The 16,741-nt window shown below is 39.6% G+C and carries 17 protein-coding genes; 13 read left to right on the top strand and 4 right to left on the bottom strand.

The window, feature by feature from the left end; translation table 11 throughout:
• The first annotated feature begins 33 nt into the window (after positions 1–33).
• Genes rpsF through rpsR form a run of 3 tightly spaced genes read left to right on the top strand, consistent with a single transcriptional unit; the run spans position 34 to position 1,125 of the window.
• Positions 34–324, top strand: a complete 291-nt coding sequence (gene rpsF / locus F601_RS0109595) for a 30S ribosomal protein S6 (protein WP_018165469.1) — start codon at positions 34–36, stop codon at positions 322–324.
• 11 nt (positions 325–335) lie between these two features.
• Complete coding sequence (locus F601_RS0109590; protein ID WP_018165468.1) at positions 336–848, top strand: single-stranded DNA-binding protein; 513 nt, start codon at positions 336–338, stop codon at positions 846–848.
• A gap of 37 nt (positions 849–885) precedes the next feature.
• Positions 886–1,125: a 30S ribosomal protein S18 gene (rpsR, locus tag F601_RS0109585; protein ID WP_000068664.1), complete on the top strand. Its 240-nt coding sequence runs from the start codon at positions 886–888 to the stop codon at positions 1,123–1,125.
• Between the two features lie 159 nt (positions 1,126–1,284).
• Here rpsR and F601_RS0109580 read toward each other — a convergent pair whose 3' ends face one another.
• Together F601_RS0109580 and F601_RS0109575 are read right to left on the bottom strand one after the other, a co-directional pair.
• Positions 1,285–1,950 (bottom strand): DUF1129 domain-containing protein, encoded by a 666-nt coding sequence (locus F601_RS0109580; RefSeq protein WP_018165467.1) that lies wholly within the window; start codon positions 1,948–1,950, stop codon positions 1,285–1,287.
• A 132-nt stretch (positions 1,951–2,082) separates the two neighbouring features.
• Positions 2,083–3,027, bottom strand: a complete 945-nt coding sequence (locus F601_RS0109575) for a magnesium transporter CorA family protein (RefSeq protein WP_018165466.1) — start codon at positions 3,025–3,027, stop codon at positions 2,083–2,085.
• Between the two features lie 660 nt (positions 3,028–3,687).
• Between F601_RS0109575 and uvrA the strand changes: the two genes are divergently transcribed.
• The 10 genes from uvrA to nusB all read left to right on the top strand — a co-directional run bounded on the left by uvrA (position 3,688) and on the right by nusB (position 14,100).
• Positions 3,688–6,513 carry an excinuclease ABC subunit UvrA gene (gene uvrA / locus F601_RS0109570; RefSeq protein WP_026183178.1) on the top strand — a complete coding sequence of 942 codons (2,826 nt, stop codon included), beginning with the start codon at positions 3,688–3,690 and terminating at the stop codon, positions 6,511–6,513.
• 164 nt (positions 6,514–6,677) lie between these two features.
• The gene (locus F601_RS0109565) at positions 6,678–7,742 is read left to right on the top strand and encodes a M24 family metallopeptidase (protein ID WP_018165464.1); all 1,065 of its coding nucleotides are present in this window, start codon (positions 6,678–6,680) and stop codon (positions 7,740–7,742) included.
• Between the two features lie 10 nt (positions 7,743–7,752).
• Positions 7,753–8,112, top strand: a complete 360-nt coding sequence (locus F601_RS0109560; protein ID WP_155979165.1) for a hypothetical protein — start codon at positions 7,753–7,755, stop codon at positions 8,110–8,112.
• A 23-nt stretch (positions 8,113–8,135) separates the two neighbouring features.
• A complete protein-coding gene (locus tag F601_RS0109555; protein WP_026183177.1) occupies positions 8,136–8,588 on the top strand; it encodes a deoxycytidylate deaminase in 453 nt (150 codons plus the stop codon).
• 203 nt (positions 8,589–8,791) lie between these two features.
• Positions 8,792–10,108: an SPFH domain-containing protein gene (locus F601_RS0109550; RefSeq protein WP_018165461.1), complete on the top strand. Its 1,317-nt coding sequence runs from the start codon at positions 8,792–8,794 to the stop codon at positions 10,106–10,108.
• A gap of 47 nt (positions 10,109–10,155) precedes the next feature.
• Positions 10,156–11,244 carry a TFIIB-type zinc ribbon-containing protein gene (locus F601_RS0109545; RefSeq protein WP_018165460.1) on the top strand — a complete coding sequence of 363 codons (1,089 nt, stop codon included), beginning with the start codon at positions 10,156–10,158 and terminating at the stop codon, positions 11,242–11,244.
• Positions 11,245–11,260: 16 nt separating this feature from the next.
• Positions 11,261–12,430, top strand: a complete 1,170-nt coding sequence (locus tag F601_RS0109540) for a TPM domain-containing protein (RefSeq protein WP_018165459.1) — start codon at positions 11,261–11,263, stop codon at positions 12,428–12,430.
• A 255-nt stretch (positions 12,431–12,685) separates the two neighbouring features.
• On the top strand, positions 12,686–13,246 hold the full coding sequence (efp, locus tag F601_RS0109535; RefSeq protein WP_018165458.1) for an elongation factor P: 561 nt from the start codon (positions 12,686–12,688) through the stop codon (positions 13,244–13,246).
• A 34-nt stretch (positions 13,247–13,280) separates the two neighbouring features.
• The gene (locus tag F601_RS0109530) at positions 13,281–13,670 is read left to right on the top strand and encodes an Asp23/Gls24 family envelope stress response protein (RefSeq protein ID WP_018165457.1); all 390 of its coding nucleotides are present in this window, start codon (positions 13,281–13,283) and stop codon (positions 13,668–13,670) included.
• Complete coding sequence (gene nusB / locus F601_RS0109525; protein WP_018165456.1) at positions 13,663–14,100, top strand: transcription antitermination factor NusB; 438 nt, start codon at positions 13,663–13,665, stop codon at positions 14,098–14,100. The genes F601_RS0109530 and nusB overlap by 8 nt, the downstream gene beginning before the upstream one ends.
• A gap of 164 nt (positions 14,101–14,264) precedes the next feature.
• Here the strand turns inward: nusB and F601_RS0109515 are convergent, their stop codons facing one another.
• Both F601_RS0109515 and F601_RS0109510 read right to left on the bottom strand, forming a co-directional pair.
• Entirely contained in the window at positions 14,265–15,230 is a 966-nt protein-coding gene (locus tag F601_RS0109515) for a LacI family DNA-binding transcriptional regulator (RefSeq protein WP_018165454.1), read from the bottom strand.
• Positions 15,230–16,669, bottom strand: a complete 1,440-nt coding sequence (locus tag F601_RS0109510) for a sucrose-6-phosphate hydrolase (protein ID WP_018165453.1) — start codon at positions 16,667–16,669, stop codon at positions 15,230–15,232. The genes F601_RS0109515 and F601_RS0109510 overlap by 1 nt, the downstream gene beginning before the upstream one ends.
• Positions 16,670–16,741: the final 72 nt, after the last annotated feature.

The raw sequence follows: 16,741 nt of genomic DNA, 5'->3' as shown, positions 1-16,741 counted from the left end.
ACGGGTCATTAGACCAAAAGGAGGAAAATATCAATGGCTAAATACGAAATTCTTTATATCATTCGTCCAAACATTGAAGAAGAAGCTAAAAATGCTTTGGTAGCACGCTTTGACTCTATCTTGACTGACAACGGTGCAACTGTTGTTGAATCAAAAGATTGGGAAAAACGTCGTCTTGCATACGAAATCAACGATTTCCGTGAAGGACTTTACCACATCGTTAACGTTGAAGCAAATGATGATGCAGCTCTTAGCGAGTTTGACCGTCTTTCAAAAATCAACGGTGACATTCTTCGTCACATGATCGTTAAAGTAGACGCTTAAGAAGGTAGTTTATGATTAATAATGTAGTACTTGTCGGTCGTATGACCCGCGATGCAGAACTTCGTTACACACCATCTAATCAAGCAGTTGCAACCTTTACACTAGCTGTAAATCGTAACTTCAAGAATCAGTCTGGTGAACGTGAAGCTGACTTTATCAACTGTGTTATTTGGCGCCAACAAGCTGAAAACTTGGCAAATTGGGCTAAAAAAGGAACACTTGTTGGAATTACAGGTCGTATTCAGACTCGTAATTATGAAAACCAACAGGGTCAACGTGTATATGTAACAGAAGTGATTGCAGATAGCTTCCAAGTTTTGGAAAGTCGTGCTACACGTGAAGGACAATCTGGTGGTTCTTACAATGCTGGTGGATTTAACAACAATTCATTTGGCGGTGGGGCATCAACTGGTGGTGGTTTCTCATCACAGCCTTCACAACAAACACCAAACTTTGGTAGAGATGAAAGCCCATTTGGCAATTCGAACCCAATGGACATCTCAGATGACGATCTTCCATTTTAATGGACTAAACGAATTAAATATATAAAGGAGAAAACACATGGCTCAACAACGTCGTGGCGGATTCAAACGCCGTAAAAAAGTTGATTACATCGCAGCTAACAAAATTGAATATGTTGATTACAAAGATACTGAGCTTCTTAGCCGTTTCGTTTCAGAACGTGGTAAAATTCTTCCACGTCGCGTAACTGGAACTTCAGCTAAAAACCAACGTAAAGTAACAACAGCTATCAAACGTGCTCGCGTTATGGCTCTTATGCCATTCGTTAACGAAGACTAATTCGTTACGAACTTAATCGTGAATTAATCAAGTGATTCCTTAGGGAGTCGCTTTTTTTGTTTCACTTCTTTTAAAGGTAAGAAAATGTACTATTTGTATGGATAAAAAAAGACCGAAGAGAATATCGTGTGAGATAAATTCTTCAGTCTGTAGAGTTTGTTATTGTTGTACTTGAGGAGTCATAGCGTTAAGAATGTTATATTTCTTTTGTAGGTAATAGCGTAATCCGAAAGATGCAGCCGCAATGATAAGCATCACTAAAGCAGGGAGTTGTGGATTTAAGTAACTTGGAAGAAGGCTAGCAGCGGTATAAACGAGAATCCATGCTAGCATAACTAGAGTCAATATACCAAAGACTTTATACCAGCGAGGGCGTTGACTCTTTTCTTTACCCATATGACGATAAATCATTAGGTAGCTAGCATACATTGCCCCACCTCCAGCGAAGCTAAGTGCAAGGATTGATGTAATTCCTGAAACATTTGCTTTTGAATTGAAGAAGGTCATGATAGCTTGAAGTAGTGTGACAACAGCTAAGAAGAGGAGAGAAGTATCAAGCCACATTAACCAAGGGTTTGTGTTTTTTTCTTCCTGTGTTTTTTTATCATCTTGTCCTTCTTTAGGTGTAAATGCACTAGCCCAAACAGTTGGTGCTCCAAGTAAAGTTCTTGCTGGGATACCTTTTTTTTGTGCTTCAAGAATAGAGGGAATAACATCTTGAAGAATAGTCTTAATTTCAGCGTCTGTTTTACCATCCTGAATCAATTGGTTTGTAGCGATGTGAATAAATTCTTGGTTCTTTTTAGTGAGGTTTTGTAAATCCATGAGATTCTCCTATATTGAATAAATAAGTTGTAACGGATTGAATGAAAAAATGTTCAGAAACTTTTTGCTAAGATACTGTGACTTGGTCAATTTCTTAATAATTTCAAGGGTTAAAATGAGTCTTATCTCGAATTAGAACCATCGTTTTCTAATAAAGTAAATGACGACAATAGTACTTAAGATAGCGGCTATGAATACAATATACCAAAAAGAATGCTCTAAGCCATTTAAAGGAAGCCAGTTATTTTGGAAGTTCATTCCATAGGCTGAGAAAATGACGGTTGGAATATCTAGGGCCATAGTCATCAGAGCTAAAGTTTTCATAATGGTATTCTGATTATTTCCGATGATGGCTGCTGAAGTTTCGGTCATGGCATTAAGGACATTTTCGTAAATGTCAGCCATTTCGATGGCCTGCTGTGTTTCAATCAGGGTATCTTCAAGCAAGTCCTCATCTTCGATGTATTTTTTCAAAGAGCTAGTACTTGATGAAAGTTTCTTAACGATTCGTTCATTAAGTTTGAGAGAAGCTTTTAGGTAGACGATTGATTTTTCCAATTCCATCATGTCAATCAGTTGTTCGTTTCTGGTTGCATTTTCAAGTTGAGCTTCAATTCGATCACTTTGTCGGTCAATAGTACGTAGAGCGGTTAGGTACAGCTCTGCATTTCGATAGAGAAGTTGAAATACAAAGCGTGTCTTCATAAAAGTATAAAAGTTCTTAATGCGACGATTGTAGAAATGATCAAAGAGTGTTAATTCTTGTAAACACGTCGTGATAACTGCATTTTCAGTAACAATAATTCCTAAAGGAATCGTCATGTAGTAACTTTTGTTATTACGTTCTTCATAGGTTGGAACGTCAACGATAATCAGAGTGTAATCATCTTCAATTGTTATACGAGATGTTTCTTCAACGTCGAGTGGGGCACGTAAATCGGTAATATCGATATTGAATTTTTCTGCAAGCTTAACAGATTCTTCCTGGGAAGGGTTTACCAGATTGATCCAAGCGCCAGGCTCGAATGTCTCAATTTCTTTGAATTCTAATGCCGTTGATAGAAACATTTGTTTCATAGCAAACCCTCCTTCTGATAACTATTGTTTTAAAAATAGCAGAGCTAAAAAGTGACATCTGCTCAGCAATTTTACATACTTACCTATTATACTATAAATCTCAGACTTTGGGGACAAGTAAGCGTAGAAAATTTGTTATAATAAAGGGAAGAAAAGAGGTCTAGGATGGTAGTTTTTTATAAAAAAAGTGAAGATTAGACAAAGTCGTTTGGTAGAATAAGAATCACTATCTTATTTACTACGAAAAGGAGTTGAATTAGACCTGAATACATGTGAGAAGAAAAAATGTTCGGGCTGTCAAGTCACCACCCTTCTCTTTAAACCTAGAAAGGATTAGAACACGGGCTAAAGCCGGTGTGAAAAAGATAAACTTTCCTTGAGTCTCTAGGACTCGGTGTCAATCTTACGTCGTAGACGTCTGTACTTTCTTCGGCTTCGCCTGTGAAAATACTAGTCGTCCTGACGAGGGTGCGTCTACAAAATCAGAGATTTTGGACTTACCGCTTATTTTCACTTTGGCTTTTTAACGCCCTTTGTATCATAGAAAGGAAATGAACCCGCCCTAAGGACTGTGCAAAAAAGATGAATCTTCCTAGGTATTTGTGCCTAGGTCAGATTCCCTATTTTTGCTTTGTCCTTTACGGGCTTGGTATCTTAATTATGCAAGATAAGTTAGTTATTCATGGGGCGCGTGCCCATAATTTGAAAAATATTGATGTGGAGATTCCTCGTGATAAGTTGGTTGTTGTGACTGGTTTGTCTGGTTCTGGGAAGTCTTCTTTAGCTTTTGACACGATTTACGCAGAGGGGCAAAGGCGTTATGTTGAGAGTTTGTCGGCCTATGCTCGTATGTTTTTGGGAAATATGGAAAAGCCTGATGTGGATTCTATTGATGGTCTCAGCCCTGCTATTTCCATAGACCAAAAAACCACTAGCAAGAATCCTCGCTCTACCGTGGGGACAACGACGGAAATCAATGATTACCTGCGTCTGCTCTATGCTCGTGTGGGGACGCCATATTGTATTAATGGCCATGGGGCTATCACGGCGTCTTCTGTTGAGCAAATTGTTGACCAAGTGCTGGACTTACCTGAGAGAACCCGCATGCAGATTTTGGCGCCAATTGTTCGTCGTAAGAAGGGGCAGCACAAGACTATTTTTGATAAGGTGCAAAAGGATGGTTATGTTCGGGTGCGCGTGGATGGGGACATCTATGATGTGTCCGAAGTTCCCGAACTTTCTAAGACCAAGATGCACAATATCGAGATTGTGGTTGACCGTCTGATTAATAAGGAGGGGATTCGTTCTCGTCTCTTTGATTCGGTGGAAGCTGCTTTGCGTCTTGGGGATGGTTATGTCATCATCGACACCATGGATGGCAATGAATTGCTCTTTTCAGAACACTATTCTTGTCCAGAATGTGGCTTTACGGTTCCAGAACTGGAGCCTCGTCTCTTTTCTTTCAATGCGCCTTTTGGGTCTTGTTCAACCTGTGATGGCTTGGGCAACAAATTGGAAGTTGATATGGATTTGGTCATTCCTGACAAGACTAAAACACTTCGTGAAGGTGCGCTTGCTCCATGGAATCCTATTTCATCCAACTATTATCCTGCCATGCTTGAGCAGGCCATGACTGAATTTGGGGTGGACTTAGACACACCTTTCGAAAACTTGACGGAAGAAGAGCAGAATCTGGTTCTTTATGGTTCTGGCGACCGCGAGTTCCACTTCCACTATGTCAATGATTTTGGCGGTGAGCGCAACATTGATATTCCCTTTGAAGGGGTGGCTACCAACGTCGATCGCCGTTACCACGAGACTAACAGTGACTTTACCCGTAATGTTATGCGAGGTTACATGAATGAGTTGCCTTGTCCAACCTGCCACGGCTATCGCCTCAATGACCAGGCACTTTGCGTACGTGTGGGTGGCGAGCAAGGCATGAACATCGGACAGATTTCTGACCTGTCCATCGCTGACCACTTAGAATTGCTCAATCAGATTGAACTCACCGACAATGCAAAAACGATTGCAACACCAATCCTCAAGGAAATCAAGGATCGTTTGACCTTCCTTAATAACGTTGGTCTTAATTACCTGACTCTATCTCGCTCTGCCGGCACCCTTTCAGGTGGTGAGAGCCAGCGTATTCGCCTGGCAACCCAGATTGGATCTAACTTGTCTGGTGTCCTCTACATCTTGGATGAACCTTCTATCGGATTGCATCAGCGTGACAATGATCGTCTGATTGCCAGCCTTAAGAAGATGCGCGATTTGGGTAATACCCTCATTGTTGTTGAGCACGATGAAGATACCATGATGCAGGCCGACTGGCTTATTGATGTGGGACCGGGAGCTGGCCAATTTGGTGGAGAAATTGTTGCCTCAGGAACACCTGCTCAGGTGGCTAAGAATAAGAAATCCATCACGGGACAGTACTTGTCTGGGAAAAAATCTATCCCTGTACCACTGGAACGTCGCACAGGCAATGGGCGTTTTCTAGAAATTAAGGGGGCTTCTGAAAATAATCTCCGAAACTTAGATGTCAAATTCCCACTTGGTAAGTTTATCGCTGTCACAGGTGTTTCTGGTTCTGGTAAATCAACTCTTATCAATAGCATCCTGAAAAAGGCTGTCGCTCAAAAACTTAACCGCAATTCAGCTAAACCTGGTAAACACAAAGCCTTGTTGGGTATTGAACATATTGACCGCCTGATTGATATTGACCAAAGCCCGATTGGACGTACACCGCGCTCAAATCCTGCAACCTATACAGGAGTCTTTGATGACATTCGTGACCTTTTTGCTCAGACTAATGAGGCTAAAATTCGCGGCTATAAGAAGGGACGTTTCTCTTTCAATGTCAAAGGGGGGCGTTGTGAAGCCTGCTCAGGTGATGGTATCATCAAAATTGAAATGCACTTCCTACCAGATGTCTATGTCCCTTGTGAAGTCTGCCATGGAACTCGCTATAATTCAGAGACCTTAGAAGTTCATTATAAGGAAAAGAACATTGCAGAGATTCTTGATATGACGGTTAACGATGCCGTAGACTTCTTTGCACCCATTCCCAAGATTGCCCGCAAAATGCAGACCATCAAGGATGTTGGTCTTGGCTATGTGACCCTAGGTCAGCCAGCTACCACGCTTTCTGGTGGTGAAGCTCAGCGTATGAAACTGGCTTCTGAACTTCATAAGCGCTCAACTGGTAAGAGTCTCTATATTCTGGATGAACCGACAACAGGACTCCATACAGATGACATTGCCCGTCTTCTCAAAGTCTTAGAACGATTTGTAGAAGATGGTAATACTGTTCTGGTTATTGAACATAACCTTGATGTTATCAAAACTGCGGACCACATTATTGACCTTGGTCCAGAAGGCGGTATTGGTGGTGGAACCATCGTTGCCTTAGGAACGCCAGAAGAAGTAGCAGCCAACCCAGCTAGCTTTACTGGTCACTATTTAAAAGGAAAATTGAAGTAAGCAAAAATCAGTCAAGTTAATGTGACTTCATCAGTCTATTAATCTGAATTCGTATTACCTAAGGATTAAACGGCAGAAATGCCGTTTTTCTTTACCTTATTTTATAGAATTAGGGCCAATTTCATGATAAAATAGTAGAAATCACTCAAGAAAAAGGAAGAGACATGAAAGAACGATTAGCAAGATTGAAGGCTAGAATTTCTCAATCTCCAGTTGATGGTATTTTAGTGACAAATCTTAAAAATATTTACTATTTAACTGGTTTTTCTGGGACTAATGCGACCATTTTTATAAGTGATAAGCATCAGATTTTCGTGACGGATGCGCGTTACTCACTCATTGCCAAGGATGTAGTCAAGGATTTTGATATTGTGGAATCTCGAGACGCGCTGACTGAGATTGCCAAGATGCTTGCTGCTGATGGCATCAAGTCCATTGGTTTTGATAATCAGGTTACCTATGCCTTTTACCAGCAGTTATCAACTGCTTTTGAAGGTTATGATTTGCTGGCTCAGTCTAATGTCATTGAAGAGCTGCGCATGATCAAGGATGCTAGCGAAATCGCTACTATTCGTCAAGCCTGTGCCATTTCTGATAAGGCATTTATGGATGTCTTGGAATTCATCAAACCAGGTCAGACTAGTGAATTAGATGTGGCTAATTTTCTTGATTTTCGTATGCGTCATTATGGGGCCACTGGGGTTTCTTTTGAAACCATTGCTGCCTCTGGTTATCGCTCTGCTATGCCCCATGGGGTGGCAAGTAGCAAGATTATACAAAGCGGTGAGAGTTTGACGCTGGATTTTGGTTGCTACTACAATCATTATGTCAGCGACCTGACAAGGACCGTTCATATTGGACATGTGACCGACCAAGAGCGAGAGATTTATGACATCGTGTTGCGTGCTAATCAGGCTCTGATTGAGGCCCTAAAGCCTGGTATGACCTATCGTGATTATGACAAGGTGGCGCGTGATGTTATCGTGGAAGCTGGTTATGGTAGCCATTTTACCCATGGTATCGGCCACGGAATTGGTTTGGATATCCACGAAATTCCCTTCTTTGGCAATGTGGAGGGAGAGATACAAACTGGTATGACCATCACGGATGAGCCTGGTATTTATTTGGATGGGAAATATGGCTTGCGCATCGAAGATGATTTGTTGGTTACTGAAAATGGCTGTGAGCTTCTAACACTTGCGCCTAAAGAATTAATCGTTTTGAAGTGAGTAAGAAATGATGACTATGAAAGAATGGACAAAAAAAGAGAAGATTTATACGATTATCGCCCTTGTCATTTTAGTGATATTTTTAGGACTAATTATTGCGGATTTGCTGCAAGGCCCCAAAACCTATTTTGTTCTTCAAATTTCCTCACTCCTCTATTTTTCGCTTATGGAAAAGCAACTGCCCTTTAAACTTTATCAAGTAAGAATGGTTTATGGATTTGGGATTGCTTTGACTGGTTTGGTTTATTTTTCTAATAACTATTCAGGTCTATTTATACTATTCAGTGCCATAATTGTTATTTTGGCGGGACTTTCTTACGCTTATTTCAATTGGTGCCAAGGTCATGGCAAACAGAAAGAGGTTAACTAATGCTGGAAAAAGGAGGACATAAGATGCCAAATCGTTTATCATGGGAAGATTATTTCATGGCCAATGCGGAGCTCATTTCCAAGCGTTCTACTTGTGATCGAGCTTTTGTTGGAGCAGTATTGGTCAAAGATAAGCGCATCATTGCTACAGGTTATAATGGTGGTGTTTCTGAAGCAGATAATTGTGATGATGCTGGCCACTACATGGAAGATGGACACTGTATCCGAACGGTCCATGCTGAAATGAATGCCCTTATTCAGTGTGCTAAGGAAGGCATTTCTACAAAAAATACGGAAATTTATGTAACACATTTTCCCTGCATCAATTGTACTAAAGCCCTTTTGCAAGCGGGAATCAAAAAAATCACCTATAAAGCCAACTACCGACCGCATCCATTTGCGATTGAGCTCATGGAACAAAAGGGAGTTGAATACATTCAACATGACGTGCCAGAAGTCAAACTTGGCATGGATTAAATAACGTTACAAACAGACCTTGTAAAAAGGCTGTTTTTTTTTCTAAATTTTCCATTAAATCTAAGCAAAATCAATGAAATAGGAGTATAATAAAATCATGAATGGAAGCGCTTGTTTTATTTGGGTTATCAAATTGTAGAGCTTGAAATCATATAAAGAAAGTTGCATCCGAATCAAAGAAAAATGAGAAAAGAGGTAGATTTATGGGACTCATTAAAGCAGGAGCTGGAGCCGTAGGCGGTGTACTTGCTGATCAGTGGAAGGAATTCTTCTATTGTGATGCCCTTGATAAGACTGTTTTGATGGTAAAGGGTGAAAAGCGAGTTTCTGGACGGTCATCCAACACAAAGGGAAGCGACAATATTATTTCTAACGGTTCTGGTATAGCAGTCGCTGATGGTCAATGTATGTTGATTGTTGATCAAGGTAAAATTGTTGAAGTCTGTGCTGAACCAGGTGAGTTCACCTATGATACTTCAACAGAGCCAAGTATTTTTACTGGAAAACTGAGTGAAGGTATTCGTGAGACTTTCAAGACTATCGGCAAGCGATTTACATATGGCGGAGATACTGGCAAAGACCAGAGAGTTTATTATATCAACACCAAAGAACTGATTGACAATAAATTTGGTTCTCCAAGCCCAATTCTTTTCCGGATTGTTGATAGGAATATCGGACTAGATATTGATGCTGCAATTCGATGCTCAGGTATTTATTCTTACAGAATTACTAATCCACTTTTGTTCTATACTAACGTTTGTTCAAATGTGGAAAAAGAATATTTGCGTGAAGAACTAGACAAGCAACTTAAAACTGAATTTATTAGTGCCTTGCAGCCAGCCTTAGCTAAAATTTCTGAAATGGAAGTTAGACCGAGTGCACTTCCAGCACACACTGAAGAATTATCATCTGCTATGAATGCTGCATTGACACAAAAGTGGTCAGATTTACGTGGTATCTCTGTTGTTTCAATCGCCTTAAATCCGATTATTTTGGCAGAGGAATATGAAGAAATCATCAGAAGAGCACAAAGTGAATCTATTTACCGCAGTAGTTCAATGCGTGCGGCAGCTATGACTGGTGCAACAGCAGATGCTATGCGTTCAGCTGCTGAAAATCCAGGAGGTGCCTTCATGGGATACATGGGTATGGGAATGGTTCAACAACAAGCAGGTGGGATGCAGGGAGTCTTTGATGCTGCAGATAGAGAAGAAGCGGCTCGTATGGCTCAGGCCCAACAAACTCAGCAAGTCCAAACACAAGCTGCGGATGCTTGGAACTGTTCTTGTGGAGCTGTTGCTACTGGGAAATTCTGTCCAAACTGTGGATCTCCAAAACCTCAGGCAAACGGTTGGGTGTGTGCAGACTGTCAAACAAATAACACGGGTAATTTCTGTCAAAATTGTGGAAAACCAAAACCAGCTGCAAATCAAGTTAAACATTGTAGCAATTGTGGCTGGCAGGTACCAGATCCAAGTCAAGCACCTAAGTTCTGCCCTGAGTGCGGAACTCCTTTCTAAAAACTGAAGTTTGATTGAAAGATTCTAGATAGGGAGGGGTGACTTAGATGGCAGACAGTTTTGAATACAAATGTCCTTCTTGCGGTGGCGCAATTGCCTTTGATTCCAAGCTTCAGAAAATGAAGTGTCCATATTGTGATGCTGAGTTTGAAATGGATTCCCTCAAGCATATGGACGAACACTTGGAAGAACTACCGGCTTCAAAAGATTTGAGCTGGGAAAAAACTTCAGGAAGTGACTGGCAGGAAGGTGAAGAAGACCAATTAAAAGTTTATATTTGCCAGTCTTGTGCAGGTGAAATCATTGCTGATGAAACAACCGCAGCGACAGCCTGCCCATATTGTGATAACCCAGTCGTTCTTAAGGAAAGACTTGCAGGGGATTTAAAACCAGACTTTGTCCTTCCTTTTAAACTTGATAAAAAAGCAGCAAAAGAAGCGCTTAATAAACATCTTTTGGGCAAACGCCTATTGCCAAAAGTATTTAAGGATCAAAACCACATTGACGAAGTTAAAGGCGTCTATGTACCATTTTGGGTCTTTGATACAGATGTTAATGCGGATGCTCGATATAAGGCGACAATTGTAAGACATTGGACAGATCGTGACTATGAATATACTGAAACAAGTTACTATTCAATTTTGAGAGCCGGGAAACTCAGTTTTGAACATGTTCCGGCAGATGCTTCTAGCAAATTGGATGATCAGTTAATGGAGTCCATAGAGCCTTTTGATTTTAGTGAAGCTGTTGACTTTCAAACGGCTTACTTAGCTGGCTACATGGCCGACCGTTATGATATGTCTTCTGATGATAGCCTCAAGCATGCTAACCAGCGTGCGCAAAAAAGCACCATCGATACCTTAACCAGTACGGTACAAGGGTATGCAACAGTTGTTCCAGAGTCTACGAGTGTACGTTTTGAAAATAGCAGAGCCACTTATGTGCTTTATCCTGTTTGGCTCTTAAATACAACATGGAATAATAAAAAGTATATTTTTGCAATGAACGGCCAAACCGGTAAGTTCGTTGGCGACCTTCCATTAGATAAACAAGCCTATTGGCGCTACTTTGCTATCATAGCAGTGCTGGTTTCAGTAATGACCTATGGTCTAGCTTGGCTAGTCAATGCATTATGAGAGGGAGGATAAGAAAATGATGAAAAAAATAATATCACTAGTTTTTACCATCTTTCTTAGTTTCTTCCTGATTAGTCCGGCTTTCGCTGATGAAGAAGTGAACTATATTCGTGATGATGTGGGCTTCATTACAACTGAAGAAGATCAAAAACTTGAAGAACAAGCTGCAGCAATAGCTAAGGAATTTGATTTCCAACCCTATTTTCTAGTTACTGAGTTTGTGGAGGAAGAATTAGAGTATTACGCTGACAGAATTTACCAAACTAATGCAGGTGATGTTGATGGTGTTATCTTAGTCTTAGATAATCTGGATAAAGTCTGGCATATTACATATGGCGGTAAAGGAAAAGAGCGACTCAGTGATGATAGTGAAGCCTTATTATGGGGTGCATTTAATAGCGAAGATACTTGGTATGGAGCTATTAGTAACTATCTCACCGCTATCAGATCTCAATTTCAGCCACAACTTCGTTTAGTAGATGAAGCGGACTTGCTCTCATCAGATGAAGAAAAAACACTTCTTGCTAAGTTAGATGAAATTAGTGAACGTCAAAAATGTGACGTAGCAGTACTTACTGTTGATGGACTAGGTGGTAAAACACCAGAAGCTTTTACAGATGACTATTTTGATTATAATGGTTATGGACAAGGTGATAATCATGATGGTCTTCTATTGATGGTGAGTATGGAGGAACGTGATTGGCATATTACAACGACCGGCTATGCTATAGAAGCATTCACAGATAAGGGTATAGAGTATCTCTCTAAAAAGTTCTTATCTGATTTAAGTAAAGGAAACTATGCTGAAGCATTTACCATTTTTGCAGATCAAAGTGATGCCTTTATTACCCAAGCTCGCACTGGAGAACCTTTTGATGTAGGAAATCTTCCTAAAGAACCTTTAAGTTGGATTTGGTTGCCTATTTCCGCAGGTTTGGGTGTTGTTGTAGCTTTTATTTCCGTATCTGCAATGTCTAGTAAATTAAAAACTGTTAGACATGAGTCTGCTGCAAGTCATTATATCAAGAAGGATAGTCTCGAATTGACAAGAACAAGAGACTCCTTCCTTTACAGAAATGTTAATAGACGCTTGAAACCAAAACCAAGCAGTTCAAGTGGTGGTGGCAGCAGCAGTCACAGTTCTTCTTCAGGACGAAGTCATGGTGGCGGTGGGGGTAAATTCTAAAAATCTCCAATAATAATGATGTCTTTCCAAAACTATTTTTGTAGTTTTCCTAATCCTAGAAAGCGAGAGCTGTTAATGCAGCTTTCGCTTTTTATTTTTGATCTTTTGACTGGTTTTAGAGAAAATGAAGTTCAATTTTTAGAAAACAAGTGATGTAAGCTCTGCCATTTTCCAAAAGCCTTACAAAACATTTGAGACATCAAGGATTTTATGTTAGAATGAAGTGATAAATATTTTATAAGAGGTAATTTACGAATGATTGAAGCAAGTAAGCTTAAAGCAGGTATGACTTTTGAAACAGCAGACGGAAAATTGATTCGCGTTCTCGAAGCTAGCCACCACAAACCAGGTAAAGGGAACACAATCATGCGTATGAAATTGCGTGACGTTCGTACTGGTTCTACATTTGATACTAGCTACCGTCCAGAGGAAAAATTTGAACAAGCTATCATTGAGACTGTACCAGCTCAATACCTTTACCAAATGGATGACACTGCATATTTCATGAATACTGAAACTTATGATCAATATGAAATTCCAGTTGCAAATGTTGAAAATGAATTGCTTTACATCCTTGAAAATGCTGATGTAAAAATTCAATTCTACGGGACAGAAGTTATTGGTGTTCAAGTTCCAACAACTGTTGAATTAACAGTAACTGAAACTCAACCATCAATCAAAGGTGCTACAGTTACAGGTTCAGGTAAACCAGCTACTCTTGAAACAGGTCTTGTTGTAAACGTCCCAGATTTCATCGAAGCAGGACAAAAATTGATTATCAACACAGCTGAAGGTACGTACGTATCACGTGCCTAAGCTCAGCGATTTCTAAGATAGAGAGGAAAGAGCTATGACAACTGAAAATATCGGTGAAATCGTTATTTCACCACGTGTTCTTGAAGTAATCACGGGGATTGCGACTGCTAAAGTTGATGGTGTGCACTCTCTCCACAACAAAACAGTGGCTGATGGTTTGAGCAAAACTACTCACGGAAAAGGTGTCTATCTTCAAACAGAAGAAGACGGAACAGTAAATGCTGACATTTATGTTCATCTTCAATATGGTGTAAACGTCCCAGCAGTATCAATTGCTATTCAACAGGCAGTAAAGGCAGCTGTCTATGAGATGGCTGAGGTTACGATTTCTGCAGTCAATATCCATGTTATGGGAATTGTTCCGGAAAAAACACCAAAACCTGAGTTGAAATCACTATTTGAAGAGGATTTCTTGGATGACTAATAAGGTGTTTGTTGATTCAAGAAGAGATTTACGTGAACGTGCCTTCCAAGCCCTATTTAGCCTTGAATTTGGAAGAGGAGCTGTAGAAGCTGCACGCTTTGCTTATGAGTATGATAAAAACCTTACTGATGACCAAGTTTTGGATGTTCCAATTTTCTTGCTCAACTTAGTGAATGGTGTGTGTTCACATCTTGAAGAACTAGACAGCATCATTGAGAGTAAATTGAAAACTGGATGGAGTCTATCACGTTTGACAATTACCGACAAAACCCTCTTACGTTTGGGTCTATTCGAGATTAAATTTTTTGAGGAAACACCAGGTCGTGTTGCAGTCAATGAAGTGATTGAAATGGCAAAAAAATACTCAGATGAAACTTCTGCTAAATTTATCAATGGTCTCTTGAGTCCATTTGTAACAGAAGAAGACTAAGTAATGAAACGATTGACGCTCTTTGAGTGGAATTTATTATTCCAATTCAAAGAGCGTTTTTTCATTGTTAAGGTAGACATTTAGAATTTTGAAATGATCAAGATTTTTTGACAAAATAAAAACAAGCACTGAACTTGCCGAAAAAGTCAATGCTTGTTTTTATTTTAAATACTTCCTCCAGGTAATAGAGAGATAGGTAGAATATAATCTTTGCTGGTTTTCTCACCTTTGATTTTTTTCAAAAGAACCTCAACCGTTAATCGTGCAATCTCTTGTATAGGTTGTCGAATAGTAGCAAGTTGAGGGAAGTAATCTTCTATGAATCGAGTACCGTCATAGCCAATAATTTTAAGGTCATCTGGAACATTTAAATCTAGACTCTTAGCAACTTTCATCGTTAGAATTGCAGTTAAATCATCAGAGGTAAAAATGCCGTCAGGTTTACGTGTGGCTAAGATAGATTTGATCTCCATTTCTCGACGAATAGCTGATAAGTTGTTAGGGAGTTTGATGATTTCAGACTGTTTATTGAGCTGAAATGAGAAACCAAGTTGACGTAGTCCAGTAGGTGAATCAGTATTGTCATTCCCAGTAATCATAATAATATTTTGACAGCCGTGTTTTTGTAAAGTCTTAGCTGCCAGCTTTCCACCTTCGAAATTATCCGAAGATACAATCGGAATATTTGGTGCAAGATTACGGTCAAAAGCAATAATCGGAGCTTCTACACGCTCATAATCATCGATACCAAGGTTATGACTAGATGAGACAATACCATCCACTTGATTAGCTTCAAGCATCTCAAGGTATTCTCTCTCTTTTACGGGGTCGTTTTCACTATTACATATGATAGCTTTGTAACCATGTTTGAATAGTTCAATTTCAAGGTGTTCAATAAGTTCTGAATAGAAAATGTTGCTAATATTTGGGAAAATCAAGCCAATAAGTTGAGCTGACTTTCCTTGAAGGCTTCTAGCAAGGTTATTAGGTTTATAGCCAAGAGTTTTCATGGCTTCTTTAACTTTAAGGATAGTCTTTTCAGATAAGTAGCCTTTATTGTTAATGACGCGAGAAACTGTAGTTGGGCTAACTCCAGCCAGTTCTGCAACATCAGTTAATTTTGCAACCATTAGTATTTTAATTCAAAGTATTTACCACTTGGTTTACCTGAGACAATTTGAATACCATCTTGACCTTCTTCAGGGAAGACACGGCTGGTAAAGACTTTTTCTCCTTTATTGATGAAAATTTCAACGATAGATTTATCGACGAAGATGTTAGCTGTCGTTTCGTCTTTATCAATGCTGCAATGACGACTAGTTCCAAAATCAGTAGCATATTGGACACCAGCTTTGCTACGATCAAGGGTAACAATTCCTTCTTTTGTATCAACTGTCAAACGAAGGCCGTTGCCTTTATCGTCTGCAAAAAGCAAGAGTTCTGATTTATCATTGGCAGGGAAGGTTACTTCTAACTCATAAGTATTAGATGTAGTTGATTTTTCAGAGAAGTTTTCTTCGCTATCACGAAGACTAGTGATGGTTTCTACAGGATACTGATAGAGTTTACCATCTTTGATTGTAAGCTCTTTTACAAGACTCATAGCTCCTTGGTAGTCATATTTGTCAGTTGGGTAGTCAACATCAGGAAGTCCAATCCAGCTCACAATAAGAGTTCGACCGTCTGGAGCATTGAAACCTTGAGTGGCGTAAGCTTCAAAACCATAATCAAGGTTCAAAATTTCGGAAGCACCAATAAGTTCTGCATTCTTTGTGTCAAACGTTTGACAGATTTTATAAGTATTTGGATAAATATTGTCGTAATCTAGTTCTGATTTATCCAAACCTTGAGGGCTGTATAGTAAAACAGGTTTATCATCTACAAAGACAAGGTTTGGACACTCAATCATGTACTCAGAACCAGTACCACCGAATTTCAAATCGCCAACAAATTCCCAATTTTCAACATTATTATCGACTGCTTTATATAATTTGATAAAACCTTTTTTATCAAGGCTTTGCGCCCCTACGATAGCAAAAAATTGACCTTTGTATTCAAAAATCTGTGGGTCACGGAAATGCTCCGTAACATCATTTGGTTGCTGGATTAGGACATTTTCAAATTTTTCAATTTTACCTTCTTTGTCCATCCAAGCACCAATTTGCAATGGATCACGTACCCAATTTTCATCACGAACATTTCCTGTGTAGAAAAGGAAGAGTTTTCCATCAATCTCATATGCTGAACCAGAATAAGCTCCGTGACTATCATGAGCGTGGTCTGGTAACAAGCGAACTGCAGTTTCTGTAAAATGCACTAGGTCTTCTGATTCAGTGTGTACCCATTGTTTCAGTCCGTGAGCAGCTCCAAAAGGCCAATTTTGATAGAAGAGAGTGTATTTTCCATTGAAAAATGAAAAACCATTAGGGTCATTTAAAAGTCCTGTTTTAGGTTCAATATGATAAGTAGCATGCCATGGAGATTTCTTGACATTATTGTTGATTTCTTGAATCTCTTGGCTTGTCCAATCGCTATAAGCACGGTATCGGACGTTTTGAGGCATATCCATAATTATTTCTCCTTGTTAAATTCACCAAAGTGTAGTGATACTATAATAATAGTCAGATTGGCTATTACTCCT

This window comes from Streptococcus henryi DSM 19005, assembly GCF_000376985.1.
Classification (GTDB): Bacteria; Bacillota; Bacilli; order Lactobacillales; family Streptococcaceae; genus Streptococcus; species Streptococcus henryi.
The sequence above is the reverse complement of the archived record's forward strand: the minus strand, read 5'-3'. Positions and strand labels throughout refer to the sequence as shown.

Excerpts from the sequence above, each read along its gene's own strand:
- rpsF (WP_018165469.1), top strand. The coding sequence starts at position 34 with ATGGCTAAATACGAAATTCTTTATATCATTCGTCCAAACATTGAAGAA.
- F601_RS0109590 (WP_018165468.1), top strand. The coding sequence starts at position 336 with ATGATTAATAATGTAGTACTTGTCGGTCGTATGACCCGCGATGCAGAA.
- rpsR (WP_000068664.1), top strand. The coding sequence starts at position 886 with ATGGCTCAACAACGTCGTGGCGGATTCAAACGCCGTAAAAAAGTTGAT.
- F601_RS0109580 (WP_018165467.1), bottom strand. The coding sequence starts at position 1,950 with ATGGATTTACAAAACCTCACTAAAAAGAACCAAGAATTTATTCACATC.
- F601_RS0109575 (WP_018165466.1), bottom strand. The coding sequence starts at position 3,027 with ATGAAACAAATGTTTCTATCAACGGCATTAGAATTCAAAGAAATTGAG.
- uvrA (WP_026183178.1), top strand. The coding sequence starts at position 3,688 with ATGCAAGATAAGTTAGTTATTCATGGGGCGCGTGCCCATAATTTGAAA.
- F601_RS0109565 (WP_018165464.1), top strand. The coding sequence starts at position 6,678 with ATGAAAGAACGATTAGCAAGATTGAAGGCTAGAATTTCTCAATCTCCA.
- F601_RS0109560 (WP_155979165.1), top strand. The coding sequence starts at position 7,753 with ATGACTATGAAAGAATGGACAAAAAAAGAGAAGATTTATACGATTATC.
- F601_RS0109555 (WP_026183177.1), top strand. The coding sequence starts at position 8,136 with ATGCCAAATCGTTTATCATGGGAAGATTATTTCATGGCCAATGCGGAG.
- F601_RS0109550 (WP_018165461.1), top strand. The coding sequence starts at position 8,792 with ATGGGACTCATTAAAGCAGGAGCTGGAGCCGTAGGCGGTGTACTTGCT.
- F601_RS0109545 (WP_018165460.1), top strand. The coding sequence starts at position 10,156 with ATGGCAGACAGTTTTGAATACAAATGTCCTTCTTGCGGTGGCGCAATT.
- F601_RS0109540 (WP_018165459.1), top strand. The coding sequence starts at position 11,261 with ATGATGAAAAAAATAATATCACTAGTTTTTACCATCTTTCTTAGTTTC.
- efp (WP_018165458.1), top strand. The coding sequence starts at position 12,686 with ATGATTGAAGCAAGTAAGCTTAAAGCAGGTATGACTTTTGAAACAGCA.
- F601_RS0109530 (WP_018165457.1), top strand. The coding sequence starts at position 13,281 with ATGACAACTGAAAATATCGGTGAAATCGTTATTTCACCACGTGTTCTT.
- nusB (WP_018165456.1), top strand. The coding sequence starts at position 13,663 with ATGACTAATAAGGTGTTTGTTGATTCAAGAAGAGATTTACGTGAACGT.
- F601_RS0109515 (WP_018165454.1), bottom strand. The coding sequence starts at position 15,230 with ATGGTTGCAAAATTAACTGATGTTGCAGAACTGGCTGGAGTTAGCCCA.
- F601_RS0109510 (WP_018165453.1), bottom strand. The coding sequence starts at position 16,669 with ATGGATATGCCTCAAAACGTCCGATACCGTGCTTATAGCGATTGGACA.